Origin of the sequence: Paenibacillus massiliensis 2301065 = DSM 16942 (genome assembly GCF_000377505.1) — a bacterium.
Taxonomy (GTDB): Bacteria; Bacillota; Bacilli; order Paenibacillales; family Paenibacillaceae; genus Paenibacillus; species Paenibacillus massiliensis.
This window is the reverse complement of sequence record NZ_KB898185.1, coordinates 670,887-687,755: the sequence shown is the minus strand read 5'-3', so window position 1 is coordinate 687,755 and position 16,869 is coordinate 670,887. Positions and strand designations below refer to the sequence as shown.

At 42.8% G+C, this 16,869-nt stretch carries 17 protein-coding genes and 1 pseudogene; 11 read left to right on the top strand and 7 right to left on the bottom strand.

Annotated features, from left to right (window positions below; translation table 11 throughout):
- The first annotated feature begins 115 nt into the window (after positions 1-115).
- The 5 genes and pseudogenes from D328_RS0103030 (at position 116) to D328_RS30115 (ending at position 5,307) form a co-directional block, all read left to right on the top strand.
- Positions 116-829 (top strand): response regulator transcription factor, encoded by a 714-nt coding sequence (locus D328_RS0103030; protein WP_018883477.1) that lies wholly within the window; start codon positions 116-118, stop codon positions 827-829.
- Positions 826-2,286, top strand: coding sequence for a HAMP domain-containing sensor histidine kinase (locus D328_RS0103025; protein ID WP_018883476.1), 1,461 nt, complete (start codon positions 826-828; stop codon positions 2,284-2,286). Before D328_RS0103030 ends, D328_RS0103025 begins: the two co-directional genes overlap by 4 nt.
- 35 nt (positions 2,287-2,321) lie before the next feature.
- A complete protein-coding gene (locus D328_RS0103020) occupies positions 2,322-3,452 on the top strand; it encodes a hypothetical protein (protein WP_233426144.1) in 1,131 nt (376 codons plus the stop codon).
- A 153-nt stretch (positions 3,453-3,605) separates the two neighbouring features.
- Positions 3,606-3,737, top strand: a pseudogene (locus D328_RS31415) (polysaccharide deacetylase family protein); the annotation flags it as partial.
- Positions 3,738-3,930: 193 nt separating this feature from the next.
- Complete coding sequence (locus tag D328_RS30115) at positions 3,931-5,307, top strand: cohesin domain-containing protein (protein ID WP_018883474.1); 1,377 nt, start codon at positions 3,931-3,933, stop codon at positions 5,305-5,307.
- A gap of 122 nt (positions 5,308-5,429) precedes the next feature.
- Here D328_RS30115 and D328_RS0103010 read toward each other — a convergent pair whose 3' ends face one another.
- Positions 5,430-5,876 carry a GreA/GreB family elongation factor gene (locus D328_RS0103010; RefSeq protein ID WP_018883473.1) on the bottom strand — a complete coding sequence of 149 codons (447 nt, stop codon included), beginning with the start codon at positions 5,874-5,876 and terminating at the stop codon, positions 5,430-5,432.
- A 214-nt stretch (positions 5,877-6,090) separates the two neighbouring features.
- A complete protein-coding gene (locus D328_RS0103005) occupies positions 6,091-6,276 on the bottom strand; it encodes a sporulation protein Cse60 (RefSeq protein ID WP_018883472.1) in 186 nt (61 codons plus the stop codon).
- A gap of 140 nt (positions 6,277-6,416) precedes the next feature.
- Between D328_RS0103005 and D328_RS0103000 the strand changes: the two genes are divergently transcribed.
- On the top strand, positions 6,417-7,172 hold the full coding sequence (locus tag D328_RS0103000; protein ID WP_018883471.1) for an amidohydrolase family protein: 756 nt from the start codon (positions 6,417-6,419) through the stop codon (positions 7,170-7,172).
- A 170-nt stretch (positions 7,173-7,342) separates the two neighbouring features.
- On the opposite strand, the gene D328_RS0102995 is transcribed toward D328_RS0103000, so the two are convergent.
- Together D328_RS0102995 and D328_RS0102990 are read right to left on the bottom strand one after the other, a co-directional pair.
- The gene (locus D328_RS0102995) at positions 7,343-8,224 is read right to left on the bottom strand and encodes an SDR family oxidoreductase (RefSeq protein ID WP_018883470.1); all 882 of its coding nucleotides are present in this window, start codon (positions 8,222-8,224) and stop codon (positions 7,343-7,345) included.
- Positions 8,225-8,540: 316 nt separating this feature from the next.
- Entirely contained in the window at positions 8,541-8,861 is a 321-nt protein-coding gene (locus tag D328_RS0102990) for a winged helix-turn-helix transcriptional regulator (protein ID WP_018883469.1), read from the bottom strand.
- A 373-nt stretch (positions 8,862-9,234) separates the two neighbouring features.
- On the opposite strand from D328_RS0102990, the gene D328_RS0102985 reads away from it, so the two are divergent.
- Positions 9,235-11,067: a UbiD family decarboxylase gene (locus D328_RS0102985; protein ID WP_026280981.1), complete on the top strand. Its 1,833-nt coding sequence runs from the start codon at positions 9,235-9,237 to the stop codon at positions 11,065-11,067.
- Between the two features lie 378 nt (positions 11,068-11,445).
- On the opposite strand, the gene D328_RS31860 is transcribed toward D328_RS0102985, so the two are convergent.
- Positions 11,446-11,784, bottom strand: a complete 339-nt coding sequence (locus D328_RS31860) for a DUF3278 domain-containing protein (protein ID WP_018883466.1) — start codon at positions 11,782-11,784, stop codon at positions 11,446-11,448.
- A gap of 25 nt (positions 11,785-11,809) precedes the next feature.
- Positions 11,810-12,001: a helix-turn-helix transcriptional regulator gene (locus D328_RS0102975; RefSeq protein ID WP_018883465.1), complete on the bottom strand. Its 192-nt coding sequence runs from the start codon at positions 11,999-12,001 to the stop codon at positions 11,810-11,812.
- A 274-nt stretch (positions 12,002-12,275) separates the two neighbouring features.
- On the opposite strand from D328_RS0102975, the gene D328_RS30110 reads away from it, so the two are divergent.
- A complete protein-coding gene (locus tag D328_RS30110; protein WP_018883464.1) occupies positions 12,276-13,694 on the top strand; it encodes a cohesin domain-containing protein in 1,419 nt (472 codons plus the stop codon).
- A gap of 70 nt (positions 13,695-13,764) precedes the next feature.
- On the opposite strand, the gene D328_RS0102965 is transcribed toward D328_RS30110, so the two are convergent.
- Complete coding sequence (locus tag D328_RS0102965) at positions 13,765-14,079, bottom strand: ArsR/SmtB family transcription factor (protein ID WP_026280980.1); 315 nt, start codon at positions 14,077-14,079, stop codon at positions 13,765-13,767.
- Positions 14,080-14,229: 150 nt separating this feature from the next.
- Between D328_RS0102965 and D328_RS0102960 the strand changes: the two genes are divergently transcribed.
- The 3 genes from D328_RS0102960 (at position 14,230) to D328_RS0102950 (ending at position 16,819) form a co-directional block, all read left to right on the top strand.
- Positions 14,230-14,601, top strand: a complete 372-nt coding sequence (locus D328_RS0102960; RefSeq protein WP_018883462.1) for a nuclear transport factor 2 family protein — start codon at positions 14,230-14,232, stop codon at positions 14,599-14,601.
- Positions 14,602-14,813: 212 nt separating this feature from the next.
- Entirely contained in the window at positions 14,814-15,650 is an 837-nt protein-coding gene (locus D328_RS0102955; RefSeq protein WP_018883461.1) for a MerR family transcriptional regulator, read from the top strand.
- A gap of 5 nt (positions 15,651-15,655) precedes the next feature.
- Positions 15,656-16,819, top strand: coding sequence for an MFS transporter (locus D328_RS0102950; protein ID WP_018883460.1), 1,164 nt, complete (start codon positions 15,656-15,658; stop codon positions 16,817-16,819).
- Positions 16,820-16,869 lie beyond the last annotated feature (50 nt).

The window sequence follows — 16,869 nt, the reverse complement described above, 5'->3', positions numbered from 1 at the left end:
AGTTGTAACTTTTCAGAAAAGGGGCTAGTCAAGCATCGACGAATCCCACAAAATAGAGGGATGAACGAATCACAATCTGAGGCAGATATTATAAAGACAGGAGATCGAAAGACGCATGAGACCCAAAAGGATATTAATTATTGAGGATGAAGAGGGCATCCGTGACATCTTGTCGTATTCGTTGCGTAAGGAAGGATTCGACATTTTGGAGGCTCAGAACGGACGAGCTGGACTTATGCTCATGGAAAGAGACAGTGCTGATCTCGTGTTGTTGGATGTGATGCTGCCGGACATGAGCGGATTCGATATTTGCAGACATCTGTCAGCCACGACCCGTACGCCAGTCATCATGATTACGGCCAAATCCGATATGCTCGATAAGGTGCTCGGTATGGAAATTGGTGCAGACGATTACATTACAAAGCCGTTCGATATTCGTGAAGTCGTAGCCCGCATTCGTGCGATCTTCCGGCGCATCGAATTGTTAGGGGAGCCTGTAGAGCAGTCTACTCGTGAAGTCATTCGTCTGGACCATCGTATCGAAATATACCGGAAGGAACGTGAAGTGTGGAAAGATGGAGCTCACGTACTGTTAACGAATAAGGAGTATGATCTGCTAATGTTCCTGGTGGACCATAATCGACAAGTATTCTCTCGATCGGAGCTACTGGATAAGGTGTGGGGCTTTGAGTTCGCGGGGGATACCCGTACCGTAGATATACACGTACAGCGCATTCGTAAGAAGCTGGATCATCTCCATTCATCAGGGTCTATGATTGTAACGGTCTTTGGTATCGGCTACAAGCTGGATGCGTCGGTGCAGACATGAAATGGACGATTCAGTTCAAGATGGTGGTGTTATTTTCCGTCATCATATTCATTGGCTTCGCCTCTCTATTAGCGGCCTCCAATAAGGTCGGCCTGGATAATATGTACCGAGAGATCGACAAGGATATGGTCAATTACAAAAAAAATATGGACATTGCAATCAGCCAATACTTTCTTCTTCTGAACAAGCGGATGGATGAAGCCACTCTAGCAGCAGAGGTCAATGAGATCGAACGGCAAATCGGTCTGGCCATTGGAGGAGAGGTCAATCTCTACCGCCCAGATGCATCTAACTTCTTACCTGTTCAGGGTGATGAGGTGCCGATTAGTATTCATCAGGAAGATGTGAAGGCAGCAGTGAACTCACAAATTGCTTATAGTACAACCATTGATAAGGGACATATCAAGGCAAGCCTCTCGGCTCCGTTGATCAGAGAGAATAAGGTTATTGGTATCATCCGTTTTGAAAAGGATTATGCGGATCTGCTCATGCAGCGTATGCAGTTCCAGAACACGATTACCGCCTTTGCGATCGTTATTTTCGTGTGTGTCTTTGTTGGGGCGCTTGTGATCTCTAGAAAAATGACGAAGCCGATACGGGTGCTGACACAGCACGCCAAGTCCGTGTCGGAGGGGAAGCTTAATTCGGATATCGGAGTGAGCTCGCGTGACGAAATTGGTGAATTGGCGATAAGCTTCTCAAGCATGATTCAGCGAATCAAAGAGCAGATCGATGTCATCGAGCGTGAGCGCGATGAAGTGAAGCAGGTTCAGGAACGCAGCAAGATCTTCTTCGATAACGTAACCCATGAATTGAAGACGCCGCTTACGACGATTTTTGGATATGCCCAGATTTTGCGAGATAACGGTTTTACCGATTACGCTTTTTATGAAAAGGGAATGAATTTTATCATTAATGAAACCAAGCGACTTAATACGATGGTCGTAGATATTTTGGATGCATCCGTCGCTGCCTCACCAGGGCAGGTTTTTCGGTTTGAGCATATGAATCTATCAGATGTCTTGCAGGAGACCTGTGATGAAATGTCCCTGAAAGCAGCCAAATACAATATATCTGTAAGTGTTCAAATGGAGAATCCCTTGTTCATGCAAGGCGACATCAACAAGCTGAAGGAAGTATTCATTAATGTACTGGATAATTCCATTAAGTATGGGTACGTGAATTCCATAATTCAAGTGCATGCTTTCAAGCAAGTCAATGAGATTGTTATTATCATTCTTGATGAGGGTGAGGGTATTCGTGAGGAGGCGCTGGAACGAATCTTCGAGCCGTTCTATCGTGATAACGATGTGAACCGGGAGGAAAAGGGGAGTGCTGGTCTGGGATTAGCCATTGTCAAAAATACGATTGAGCAGCATGGAGGAAAAGTCAGGATGGCAAGCACATTGAACAAGGGAAGCGAATTCAAAATTGTCCTGCCGGTACAGCGAACATGAGGCTTATTCGCGAATGGTTGCGGGGAAAGCGAGATGTGTTGATCCTTGCAGGGCTGCTATTGTTCTTTGTGTCTGGGCTCTATGGGATCAGTGGTCTATTCACGGCGTTGACTACCAAGGCCAGGCTCACAATTCTACCAGAAAGTCTTGTAAGTCAGCCGCTCACGCCTCCTTCGGATTCTGCATTTCTCCTTGAAAGTGCGACGAAGCAGAGTAATAGATTCCCGATGTACGGGTTCTGGGTGGCGGATTCCAATACCATATTATTCAATAGCATATACTCTTCTTATCAGGGAATTAAGCTTTCCTTATTGCGCATGGATGATAACGCTGTACAGGACCTCGTGACCAATACCGACTACGGAGTTGATTTTACCTATGATCGTACGAAGATCATATACACCCGATACAAGCAAGGGAGTAGGAGCCCCGAGACTTTCTCCTATGACTGGAAGAGCGGAGAGAGTGAAACGCTGGGGCAGGATCAGGCTTACAAGCGCGTTTTTTTAAATGAGAACGTCTATGTTGGCTATGACGACACAGGCTATAAAGAAGTTGATTTGTCGTCTGGTAAGGAACGAAAGTTATTTACTCATGAAGAGCTCGCTTTCCGTATGTCTCAATTCGACGCTAGCGAGTCTGACAATGGAATGATGGCTAATCCTGATAGCATAACCATTAGTAAGGATCAGGCAAGTATATTTATGGTCGTTTATCTTGGGCAAGGCAATGAGGCTATCTATCGTTATGCGCTTCAAGATGCCAAGGATGATGAGCTGTTCATTCGTGCTGAAGAAATCTTGCAATACTCCCTATTAAATAATGGCGATATCATGCTAATGGGCAGAGTAGATGGAACCAGAGGGCTGTTCCTGTACGATTCCAGCAATAAGGAGTACAAGCTGTTAAAGAAAGGTGACTTTCTTGGCTTTGAATGGGATGAGAGCCGCTCACGCCTTGCCTACCTGCAAATACTGGATGAACAGCGCAGTAATAATGAGCTGCATGTCACCTACCTGAGAAATGGCACACTCCAGTCAGATACAATCATCTATCGCAACATCCAGGATTTCTACCAATTGACCTGGTTGGAAGACAGTCTATTTGTCGCTGGAAGCACCCGAGACACAAGTGAAATCTATCGTTTTACATTTAAAGTGTGGTAGGAAAATTACTGTATGAAAGCTTTGTGCTTTTGTGCAGTTTTTTTATGATTTCACAACACCGTGACAACGCTGTAACAACATCGTTACAAGTATGGGGAGGAAAGATACAACTCCTTGCTATAGTAGGACAAGACAGAAGGTCAATCCATTTATAGCGATGCTGGCAGGGAAAAAGCAGTAATCTTGATGCACGACACCTATGGTAAAGAAGAGACGGCAAAGGCTCTCCCAGAAATTCTGAGATATTTGAAGGATCATGGTTTTACATTTAAAACTATGAGGTAGTGATGAGGTATTATTGCATATTAAGGCTCTGCATTTGTGGCAGAGTCTTTTTGATTTTTTGCCCAAGGGCAGGTGTATTCGCATCCTTCCTAAGAAATATAGTATAAATTTATAGATCAGCAAGGAATTGTTTAGACAATATTACGGATATTCACTAACTTAATAGAATGATTATTTACGTAGGGGGACAACGATGAGTACAACGTTGATTAAAAGAGTCTGCTTGATGTTTAGCGCATTGTTACTTTTTTGCTTCATAGGTGCTGGTAGTATTTTTGCGGCATCCGTTGGTGGTAGACTTACAGCACCGGAAGCGGGCTGGAAGAGAGTGGTTGCTAACCCGCAAAACTTCTTTTACTACAATAAAACCTGGACACAGATTCCTAATTTTTCTTTGTATAGAGGGGTCAGGAACTCAAAGGTTGTCTTTGGCTTTCGGGGTAGTAAGCTAAGAATCATAGCTTATCGGTACGATCAGCGATTCACAGATAATAGGGTGATCATTGATGGTGTCACATATACATATGCCGAGCGTGGGGGGGATCAGCGGAACACACTAGTGTTTGAGGTAGAGGGTCTGAGTGATCAGGAGCATCATGTGGAAATTATTGGTGGAATTAATGGGACTGGTTTTATTACAGTGGAATCGATAGATATCGATAGTACGGGAGAAATGATAAATTATGCTCCTACAAATTTAAATGCTACTGCCTCTAATCAACAAGTCATATTAGATTGGGAACCGAATCCGTATGCAGATAGCTATACGATTAAATACGGAACGGAGCCTGGTAAATACACAGATACGGTGTCGGTTACCAAGGATGCTTATGGCAATTATGAAATCCCCGGATTAGCAAGCGGAGCGACGTATTATTTCGTTGTTGCAGGGATAGTGAACGATGCGGAAACGACCTATTCTAATGAAGCCTCAGTAACACTTCAAGCTGCACCTGAAGCTGTGTTGAATGTTACCATCGCTGAAGATACGGTAAAAGTCGGGGATGAATTCATAGCTGCCATTTCGCTTGAGAATGTTAGTAGCATCTATGCTGAGGATTTCAGAATAAAGTATGACACAGAACGATTTGACTATTTAGGGTTTGATCAAGTGGATGGATACAAGGTATATAATACCCCAGTGGATGAGAATGGCCAGATTCGCTTTATCGTGGCTAGTCAAGGCGAGGAATACGGAATTACCGGAGCGGAAGCCAGAACATTCTTGAATTTGAAATTCAAAGCGAAATCTGTGGGGACGGGTGATGTGGATGCATTGTACTGCCGCATAGCGAATACAGAGACGGAGTGGGATCTGGAAGACGATTCATGCGGAGGAGACACGGTGACCGTAGAACAAGCTGATATGCTGGACGTTAATCATTCCGGTGAATACACACTGGTTGATCTTGCGATCGATGGGTTTTATTTTGGACGTGCAGCTGCTGATACGGATACAATCAATCATAGTGCAGATCAAGTTGTTGATGGGAACGTAAACGACGATGACCTTGTATATATTGTGAATCAAATGCTGAGCAATACCAATTATGCACCCAACCTCTTATAGAAAATAGCTAAAACTCTGCCGGCTAACGTGGGCAGAGTTTTTTGTTCCTTTTACAATTAGGCCCAACCGATGGGGAACACCCCTCGTCCATTTGGACGAGAGGTTCTTTTTGAGCGATCACATTACTCCAGGCTTCCATGGTTGTAATATTGAATATTCTCTACCTGAACGGGTACAGTTCCCGAAGGAATTTCCAGCTCATACATTTCATTTTTTTGTGCCATCAGCAAATGTAAGCCTATAGGAGAAAGAAAGGATATGAGATTTTTGTCCGGATCTGCAAGGGAAGGAAAGACAAGGACAAAGGACTCACTTGTACCATCATCCAGATATTGTATAGTGACTTTGCTTCCAATCAATACGAATGTATTCAAATTACGATCCGTAAAGTTCTGAACAATGCCTTCAATAATGGACGTATATTTTGTTAGTGTATTCTCCACTAACTTTCGTTGTCTATTGGGAGTTGGGAAGTACTCATCCATAAAGGTAGACAAACCTTCGTCCAGATACACTAATTGGTCAATGAGTTGTACTCTTGAACCTTCCAGCAACAAACTATGGTTCATAATAGATATGCTCCCCCTGAAAGATAAGTGGATTGGATAAATAGCTCATGTTAAACCCTCCGTATTTCTTTTGTTATAGAGAAACTAAGTTAGATCTCGTGATCCCCTCCTTAATAGTATTCCTATAAGAGGACATACAACTAAGACACTTCGCCTCACTGACGAAATGTGATCATTCACTTCTTATTCGATTGCTATACTCACCGTCAAACCATCAGATTTTTTTGTAGACTACTAAAATGGCTGATCTGTTATGTTTACAGCCTTGGACATCCAGTACAGTGTGAGTATCGTATAGCACCTTTATAAATTGTTCCTCATGAAGATCAGCTAGGAAAATATTAGCTTCTTTTTCGGCATAAGAAATATCAGTGCTTATAAATTCTTTAACCTGGATCACAGCATTCACCTCCTATAATGTAGTGTTGTTAAGGAACCTTTATAGGTATCCCTGAAGCATAGCATAATAAAAGTTTTTGTCTAAACATTAAATGTAATATATTGAATAAAATTTATTTTGGATACCATTTATGCAAATGTATGGTCCCAATACGAACCATACTTGATGCTCATTTACACATTATTGACCCACGTTTTCCACTCATTGAGAATCAAGGTTTTTTACCTGATGCGTTCACTTGCACAGACTATTTAGATCAAGTCCAAGATGTAGATATTATAGGGGGTGCTGTCGTATCTGGTTCATTTCAAGGCTTTGATCAGACTTATTTGATCGATTCATTGCAAAAGCTCGGAGAACATTTTGTTGGTGTAACTCAATTACGATACGACACGTCGGACGAAGAAATTATAAGGCTTCATGGGCATGGTGTAAGAGCCATTCGGTTCAATGTCAGGCGCGGAGGTTCAGAGGATATCTCTCGTTTGGACTACTTTGCAAGAAGAGTCTATGAGGTAGCAGGATGGCACGCGGAATTATACATTGACTCTACTTCCTTACCGGACATCGCATCTGTATTAGAGCATCTTCCAGCCGTCTCGGTAGACCATTTGGGTCTATCAAAGGAAGGATTTCATCATCTGCTATCCTTGGTCGATAAAGGAGTAAGAGTTAAAGCAACCGGCTTTGGCAGGGTTGAGCTTGATGTAGCAGAGGCGATCCGTTCCATTTGCTCGGTGAATCCTGAGGCCCTTATGTTTGGCACGGATTTACCATCCACGAGAGCAAAGAGGCCTTATCATCCTTCTGATATTGAACTGATTTATAATACGCTCGGTGAAGAACAGACGGAACAGGTTCTATATAAAAATGCAATGAACTGGTATATAAAGTGAAGCTGGCAGCTTAGCAGTGGTGGAAAAATCATTTCACATGCAGCGGCTCTATTCTGTTGTGTGATCTGGTCAAGGTGCTAGTGTGATTGTGCAAAAAAACAAGTAAGAAAAGATAGCAATCTATCTTTTCTTACTTGTTTTGCTTCATTTTATAGCTGATAACTCAAGTATTATGCTTTAATCATCGTCTGACGAATCCACTCTGTCAGTGTAGTTAACTGAAGGCTGGCTTTAAGGCGCTCATCAACCTCTTGATACAATGGAAGATGATCGGTATGATCATAAATCCACTGGTACACTCCCTTCAGACCGCTTGCTGTCTCTTCCCCTAGAAATGGACGAATGCCCGCTTCGAAGCTGTCAAAAGGCAAGGGAACGAAGCTTACATTCTCACCCAAGGCATCACTGAATGCTTCAGCTAACTGTGAACCCGTGAGAGCCTCTGGCCCTGGTGCCGGAATCGTACTTCCTGCAAGCTCAGGGTGCTGTAGAGCATAGTAATGATACTGGGCCGCATCATCAATGCTGATCCACGAGATCGGTCTATCTGCAGGTACAGGATACGATAGTACCCCACTGTTCAGTGTTCCTGGAATCAAGAAGTTCTCCATGTAAATAATCGGTTCTACAATAATAAAGGGCAGGCCGCTCTGTTGTACTTCAGCAATGATCTCGCGTTTAATTTCAAGTCCTGCTGCTTCGGTGACGACGTCAGGGACATAAATACTCGTGTTGACAACGAACAATTTCACGTTTGCCCGCAGGGCTGCGTCGATAGCATTTTTGGTATACTGTCTTAATTTGTCCTGGTTGAATTCAACAGGGAGGTTCAAGAACACGCGGTCGACACCTTCATGTGCTTGATGAAGCAGCTCGGCATCAGCCAGATCTCCAATACAAGCTTGGATTCCTTGGTCGGCCAATGCCCTTGCAGTCTCTTCGTTACGAGTTATGGTCCGCACGGTATGACCCGCTTGAATGAGTAATTTGGCAACAGCCCCTCCTTGTGTACCCGATGCCCCATATACTAAATATTGCTCCGTATTATTCATGATTATGAACACTACCTTTCCATTAAGAGTTTTGGATACTGATTGAATACGAAAAGGTACTCAACTTGTGGTCATAGATTAACATCCTGGACTCTGCAATGTAAGTACGCACATTCTTGATATGAAGTATCCTCGGGGATACTACGGGGCAGGGGAGAGATGATAAAGTGGCTTTAGACAAGGGAGGAACTGCGGAATCTACACAATGACGAATAAGCTAAGTCAAGATAAATTCATCTTGGACTTAGCCGGGAGTAAAGCTCTGGGCATGGAGAGTAGGAGCCTCCGTACAGGATGTTAGAGGGATTAATCCTACTTAATTCATATGATGTAATCCCCAGTCCTCTAAATGTGTAAGTATTGTAGCAAGACTTTTGCCTTTATCGGAAAGTGAATATTCGACCTTGGGTGGCACTACAGGATAAGTAACGCGGTTAAGCAGGCCCGATTCCTCTAGCTCTCTTAACTGTCGTGTTAATGTTCGATGGGTTATGGGCGCAAGCATCTTTTGCAGCTCATTGAAGCGAATGGTTGAATGCGTCATTAGCCGATATAATATTAAAAGCTTCCATTTTCCGCCGATCAGACTCACAGCAAACTCTACAGGACAACGATCATTAATGCTGATAGACTCCAAGTCTCTACCTCCCTCCATGAATGTTGATTATCTGTAATCTTGAATAAGATTCATGACATAAGCTACTTTTTTCATGTAAGTATACCATTTCATAATCATCATTTGCCATCGGATAGCTTTGTACTGTACCATTCTCATTGGACTCAATTCATCACATTGCGGGAGATGACTGCCTCTCTTGACCTAAAAGAACTTCTTCCATGTCTAATGAGAGCCTCTTCTAGGCGAGAACATGGGTTATGTAAGTAGTGACTAGGTTGAGATATTATTCACATATAAGTACTATAGAGGAAGGGTAAAATAAAATGTTTATTTTCCTGCAATAGAATTGCTAATGGCATATAGGGGTAGCTCATGAAAGGAGTGTCTTACAATCTATACATCACTAGAGGCATGCATAAAGGACTTGGAACAAAATGGGCATCTCATTCGCATACGAGAAGAAGTAGACCCACTGCTTGAAATGTCGGCCATTCACCTGCGAGTGTTTGAAGCGGGAGGTCCCGCCCTTTTATTCGAGAATATCAAGGGATCGCGTTATAAGGCGGTATCTAACCTGTTCGGCACAATGGAGCGGGGCAAATTTATTTTTAGGGATACCTGGGAATCAACACAGAATATCATTGCCTTGCGCAATGATCCGATGAAGGCTTTAAAGACCCCGTTTCGGCATATTTCCGATGCTACGTCGGCCATTAAAGCTCTACCACTCAAGCAAGGAAATGTCCTATCAGGCTTCAAAGAAATCCAAATAACCGACCTTCCGTTGATTAAGCATTGGCCAATGGATGGTGGGGCTTTCATTACGTTGCCGCAAGTATATAGTGAGGACCCTGACAAGCAAGGAATCATGCAAGCTAACCTTGGGATGTACCGTGTACAGCTCACAGGCAATGAATTTGAAACGAACAAGGAGCTCGGTCTGCATTATCAAATTCACCGGGGCATCGGAGTTCATCAGCATAAGGCCAATCGTAAAGGGGAGCCGCTTAAAGTAAGCATCTTCGTCGGCGGACCACCCGCACATACTGTATCAGCTGTGATGCCGCTACCAGAGGGATTAAGCGAGATGCTGTTTGCTGGACTGTTAGCTGGAAAAAGGTTCAGGTATGGATATGATGAGGCCGGCTACTGTATAAGCCGGGATGCGGACTTTGTGATTACTGGAGAAATTCATCCTAGCGAAACAAAGCCTGAGGGACCTTTTGGTGATCATCTGGGCTATTATAGCTTAACTCATCCATTTCCTATGATGCGCATCCGCAAAGTCTATGCTAAACAGAATGCCATCTGGCCCTTCACCGTCGTTGGCCGGCCACCGCAGGAAGACACCACGTTCGGAGCACTCATTCATGAGCTGACAGGCGGGGCCATCAGGCAGGAGATTCCAGGGGTAAAAGAGGTACATGCTGTTGATGCTGCGGGGGTACACCCACTGCTGCTTGCAGTTGGCTATGAACGCTATACTCCGTACACGAAGGTAAAGCAACCGGCTGAACTGCTCACCATCGCTAACCGAATTCTGGGTACCAACCAACTGAGTCTTGCCAAATATTTATTCATTGCAGCAGAGGAAGAGCAGCCGCTCAGCACTCATAACATATCTCAGTTCTTATCTTATGTGCTGGAGCGCATTGATCTGAAGCGAGATATTCATTTTCAGACCAACACAACTATTGATACATTAGATTATTCGGGTAATGGACTGAATCAGGGAAGTAAAGTCATATTTGCAGCTTGTGGCGACAAGAAGCGTGACTTGTGTACAGAGGTTCCAGAACAGCTGAAGGAGCTAAGGAATTACGTCAATCCACGGCTCATCCTTCCGGGTATGGTGGCGATCGAAGGGCCGGCGTTCAATACGTATGCAGATGCAGAGCAGCAGCTGGATGAACTGACGAATGCCATTAATATGCGTGGTAATTTGTCCAGCTGTCCGCTAATCGTTCTATGTGACAGTAGCTCTTTTGTCAGTGAGAAGCTTGATAATTTCCTGTGGACGACCTTCACTCGGAGTAATCCTTCTCATGATATTTATGGAGTGAATGCTGACAGTACCTTTAAGCATTGGGGCTGCGACAATCTCATTATTGATGCCAGAACGAAGCCACATCATGCCCCTCCACTGATTTTGGAGCCAGCTGTCGAGAAGCGAATTGATCCGTTATTTGCTAAAGGTGGTAGCCTAAGCGGCGTATTGAAATAGTATTGTATGCTTGCTACAGATAAGTATCTATTATAACTAACACATGAAAAGCTCTACTGGCTATGCTAGAAGAGCTTTTTTTGCCTTTATGTGAGCACCTATAATTATATATCAGAGACAATACACACTATTATATGATAATTGAGTCCGTCAAGAATAGCCATGCTCGAGGTGAACTGCCTCCACACCTACACAAGCTTATCTATATTGAATTGTTATGTAGAGCTGAAATCTAGCTATCTTTGAACAGTTTGATATTTTTCTTCTGTTGAAAATACACCCACAATCCAAAGGCTGTATCGGCAATAATCCAAACAACCATCGAGAACCAATTAATTGTGATCGTCCGATTAGCTATAGTAGGAAACAGAAATTCTATCACATGCTAAAAATCCATTTAATACCATATATAATACATTTTACCTTAAAGACATGTATTTTATTATTGTAGTCCTTTTCAAGATCATACTCAGTTTCAGCTATCCCTGTTTTTTTGAGTTTATATACAGTGAAGTAAGATATAAATTGTTGCACAATGAATAATGACATCGTCCCGAAGCTAAATGTGTGATGTGCAGTATCTATAATCAAATTTATAAGCATTAGAATAGTTGTCAGATAAAAGGCATACAGACAGGCATCAGCTAAAATACGGTTGATCGCTTCAAGTTGGTACTCATCTCTATCTTCCACATAACCAATAAAATGCTTTATCATTTTTTCTCAAAATGATTCGCTTCCATTAATTTTCCTCCCAGAAAAGTGTGTTCAAATCAGTGTTTAGGGCTTTAGCTATTTTAATACATAAATCCAGTGAAGGATTGTATTTGTCATTTTCAATTAGATTAATAGTTTGTCTAGCAACGCCAACCTTCTGAGAGAGAGCAAGCTGAGACAAGCCTAATTTCTTTCTGAATTCACTGATTTTATTCATAAACCCTCCTATTATGTCATATATAAATGACAAGAAAGTTAGCTCTTAGGTATATCTTTATTAAAGATATGTCAAATATATATGACATACTAAAGTTGTTACAAAACCGTACAGTGTGAACGTCAGGGTTTTGCTATCTATATAACATCCAATAAAAAATAAATATTCAAAATTATAGTATATATTTATAGATCAGCAAGTTAATGTTTAGACAATCTCAAGCAATTCATTTACGTTAGTAACGGATCAATTAACCCTAGTAGGAGGAACTTTTGTGAAGGTAAGTTTTATGAAAAAGGTAAGTATGTTGTTAGGCATTTTCATGTTTGCAGCTAGCTTTGTTCTGATTTCAAATACGTATGCAGCGTCGGTCGGTGATCAGTTAACTTCCGCTGAACCGGGTTGGACCAGATATGACGATATGAATCCATTCATTAAGTATGAAGGTAGTAGTTGGGAAGATATAAAGACTGCAGAAGCTAATACGGTTTATGCTAGAACAGGCCACTTTACGCAACTATCTGGACCAACAAGTAATGCGATAAAAATCAAATTCTCTGGAACCAAGTTGCGAATTATTGATTTGCATTGGGATAATCGAGTAAACAATGTGAATATAGAGATTGATGGAATAACATCTACTTACAATCCTAGTATTGGAAAAAATCAGTATCAAGTTGTTGTGTTTGAAGCTTTAGATCTACCACCTGGGGTTCATGAAGTAAAGCTAACAACGAATAGCATAAGTGGTAACTTTTCACTGGATGCCATAGATATTGATGCGGATGGAGAATTGCTGGATCCTTATACGCCTGATCATCTTGGAGCTACCCCTGGAGACGGTCAAGTTACACTGAATTGGGATGAGATTCAAGAAGCTGACAGCTACACCATCAGATATGGAACAGAGTCTGGCAAGTACACAGATACAGTAACGGTGACAAAGGATACTTATGGTAACTATGTTGTCCCAGGTCTTACTAATGAGACAACTTACTATTTTGTTGTAACTGCTACAGTTAACGGAAAGGAATCCGTCCGCTCCGTGGAAGTCTCTGCAACCCCACAGGCTACCCTTGAAGGTGCCGCTGCGCTGAATGTTACGATTGCTGAAGATACTGTAAAGGTCGGGGATGAATTTATAGCGGCTATTTCTCTTAATCGTGTCAGTGGGATCTATGCAGAAGATTTCAAAATAAAGTATGACACAGAACGGTTCGAATACGTGGGATTTGATGAAGTTGAGGGCTTTAAAGTCTACAACACGACAACGGATGAGAATGGCAACATCCGCTTCATCGTTGCTAGTCAAGGTGAGCAATACGGGATTACTGGAGAAAAGATCTTCTTGAATCTGAACTTCAGAGCAAAAGCCGTTGGTATGGGCGATGTGAGTGCCTTGTACTGTCGTGTAGCGAATACAACCACCGAATGGAATCTGGAGGGAGATGCATGCGGAAGTGATACGGTAACCGTAGAGCTAGCTGACGTTCTGGACGTTAATCATTCTGGCGAATACACACTGGTTGATCTTGCGATCGATGGGTATTACTTTGGACGTGCCGCTGCCGATACGGATACAATCAATCATAGTGCAGATCAAATTCTGGATGGAAACATAAACGATGATGATCTGGTGTATATTGTGAATCAAATGCTGGGCAATACCAACTATACACCTAACTTTTTATAAGAATTAAACAGAGCTCTGCTGGCTAGTTGCTGGCAGAGTTTTTGCTATCTGAATGAACATACTAGCGTTGCTACTTTTCTTCCCCGCCCTCAGCTATAATCAGGTCCACAATTCCAGGGAAACGATGATTCAAATCCGCCTTCCGAATAGAGTAGTAATGTTGCTTTCCTTCAATTCGTGGTTGAATGACTCCTGCTTCTCGTAAAATCTTGATGTGATGGGACAACGTTGATTTGGATATATGACCTACTTCAAAGGCGGAACAGTTCTTCTCGCCTGAGCTAGCTAAGCAATAGGCGATCTTCATGCGAATCGGATCTCCAAGTGCGTTGAAGACGGTCGTCAGCTTTAGGGTAGTGGCATCTGGGATCGTTGGTGTTCTCATAACATTACGGTAACACAGGGGGCTTGCTGTTTCAATGTTTGATTATTTTCGAACTGAGGGTTGTGATGGGCTAACGGTTATGTTATTGTGATTAACGTTGGTTCGAAATTTATCGAACTAAGATGAAACACTTTTACCTGGAGGAACATCATGACTACTATTTTGAATAACTATTTCCGCTTGTTTGACGCTTCCCGCACAGAGCAACGTGCGATGGACGATCTGCTCTCCATGTTCACACCTGATGCCGAGATCGTACTTAACGGTACGACTAGAACAGGCTTTGAAGGCTTTATGAAGGCTTTCTATGAGTACAACAGTGATGTCAAGCATATGTGGGATCAATGGGAACTGCAGCCGGACGGCAGCTACCGGACAAATTGGGCCGTATGTGGGCAAGCTGCAGATGGCACAGTATATGCCAGAACCGGCATTGACATTGCCAGGCTGAATGAAGCAGGCAAGATTGTATATCTGGAGAATATCCAAGAGGACCCAAATGCATTTCGGAATTATAAATAAGTGCCAAACGACAATAAAGTACTTTATTGATTGAACTTAGGCTGTTAAGATTCAATCATTTATAATGAATGAATACCAAGAGGATGCCGTGATCAGTGGCATCCTTTTGTTCGCTAAAGGACAGTGTGATATGGCTAGTACTACTCCGTACTTGACTTTCCCCTGCACGGGAACCTATATACTCCTATTATATTTAGAGCGGAGGTGATATTTTGTTTAAAATCAGTGAGTTTGCAAGGCTAAGTAAGGTCTCCTTAAAAACACTTCGTTATTATGACCAGATTGGGATACTGAAGCCGAGAAGGGTGGATCACGATACTGGCTATCGTTACTATTCCGCTGATCAGCTTCTGGAGCTCAATCGAATCTTAATCTACAAGGAATTGGGCTTCACATTGCCACAAATTGCACAGCTGCTGCAGGAAGATATTTCATTGGAGAACATCCAGGGGATGTTCAAGCTGAAAAGAAGTGAAATCCAGCAAATCATTGACATGGAACAAGCCAGACTCATCAGGATTGAGGAGCGTATGCAGCTTATAGAACAAGAGGGACAATTTGAGACAGAGCAAGACGTCAGAGTCAAAGCAGAAGAGACCAGGCAGTTTCTTTTTCAGACCGCATGCGGGAGAGAAGAGGACATTCCAGATTTGCTTTGTCGGTTGGAGCAGTTATTAACAAAGGAAATTCGCCAATGGATTCAAGGTCCGCAGGTTGTTTTGTGGAAAGAAATCGACGGAAAAGAGGATGAGTTTGAATTTGAAGTCGGTTATTTTGTAACCTGTGAGCTGCGATCGTACCCAGAGCCTTTTCAGCTACGGACTCTTCCTCCTGAGCCGATGATGGCCACGATGGCTTTTCATTCCAATACTCATTTTGATTGTGCAGCTTGTGTTCATTTAGCTAGATGGATTGAGAGACATCACTATCAGATCAAGGAAAGCGAATCCGGTAGGGAGCTGTATTATTCGTTAACTTCAGAACAGGATGCACAATTGATAGAAATACAAATTCCAATACGATATAGCGAACTGGGCAAGGAGGAGTGAGTGGATTGAAAAACAAACTGATCATCTATGTCCTCGCACTGGCTGTTTTTCTGATCGGGACCATTGAATACATTATTACTGGAGTCATTGAGATGATCGCTACGGACTTGAAAGTATCTACCTCCGAGGCAGGGTTGCTGGTGACGGTGTTTGCTCTCGCAGCGGCCATGATCACACCGATTCTCATTGCACTCACGATCAATATAGATCGCAAGAAGCTATTAATGTCCACTCTGGGTGTGTTTATCGTGAGTAACGGAATGATGCTGGTGGATCTCTCCTACGAAACATTATTATGGATTCGAATGATTCAGGGAGCTAGTGGAGGTATCACTACCGTAGTAGCCATGGCAATAGCGACACGACTCGTGGAACATGAGAAAAGAGGTAACGCCATCGGTATTATTCTGATGGGGCTTAGCAGCTCGCTAGTGCTCGGCGTTCCTATTGGCACATTTTTTAGTGAGATGTTTGGATGGAGGAATCTTTTTATTTTCATTGGTGTACTAAGCATTCTGCCATTAGTTATCATCTATAACAAGGTTCCGGCAATCAAAGAAGAAGAAAAAGTTACGCTCGGAATGCAGCTCTCTATGCTGAAGAGTTCAACGGTTCTGACTGCCCTGGTCATTACTTTATTGTATGTCGGAGGCTATTCTACACTGTTCACTTATATTACGCCTTTCTTGCAAGCCACATCCTCACTGTCTATTACGGAAATTAGCGGGGTTCTGTTCCTGGCGGGAATTTGTAGCTTCGTTGGGTCAAAAGTGGGTGGACAGCTGGCAGATGCCAAGGGCTCGAAATTTACAATTTGTCTGGGGCTGCTGTTACAAGGGGCGACACTTCTTTTATTCGCTCTAGCCGGTGTCAATCTCTATGTATTGATCTTGGTTTTAATGATCTTCATGCTAGCAACGTGGAGTATTTCCCCTGCGCAGCAACTATATCTGGTAACTTTAGCGCCTCGAAATCCCGACATTGCCCTGAGCGTAAATACTTCGTTCATTCAATTTGGCTTTGCACTGGGATCTGGATTAGGTGGGCTGGTCATCAGCCGTACATCTGTCCTGTATTTGAATTGGCTGGGTTTTGCCGCTGTAAGCACAGCTTTACTTCTTGCCAGCTTCTTATTTAAAAAAATGGGCAAAAAGAGAATTGTAGCATAATCCTTCTGTTTTTCAGCATGATTGAACTATTTCAACTCCATACTTTCATG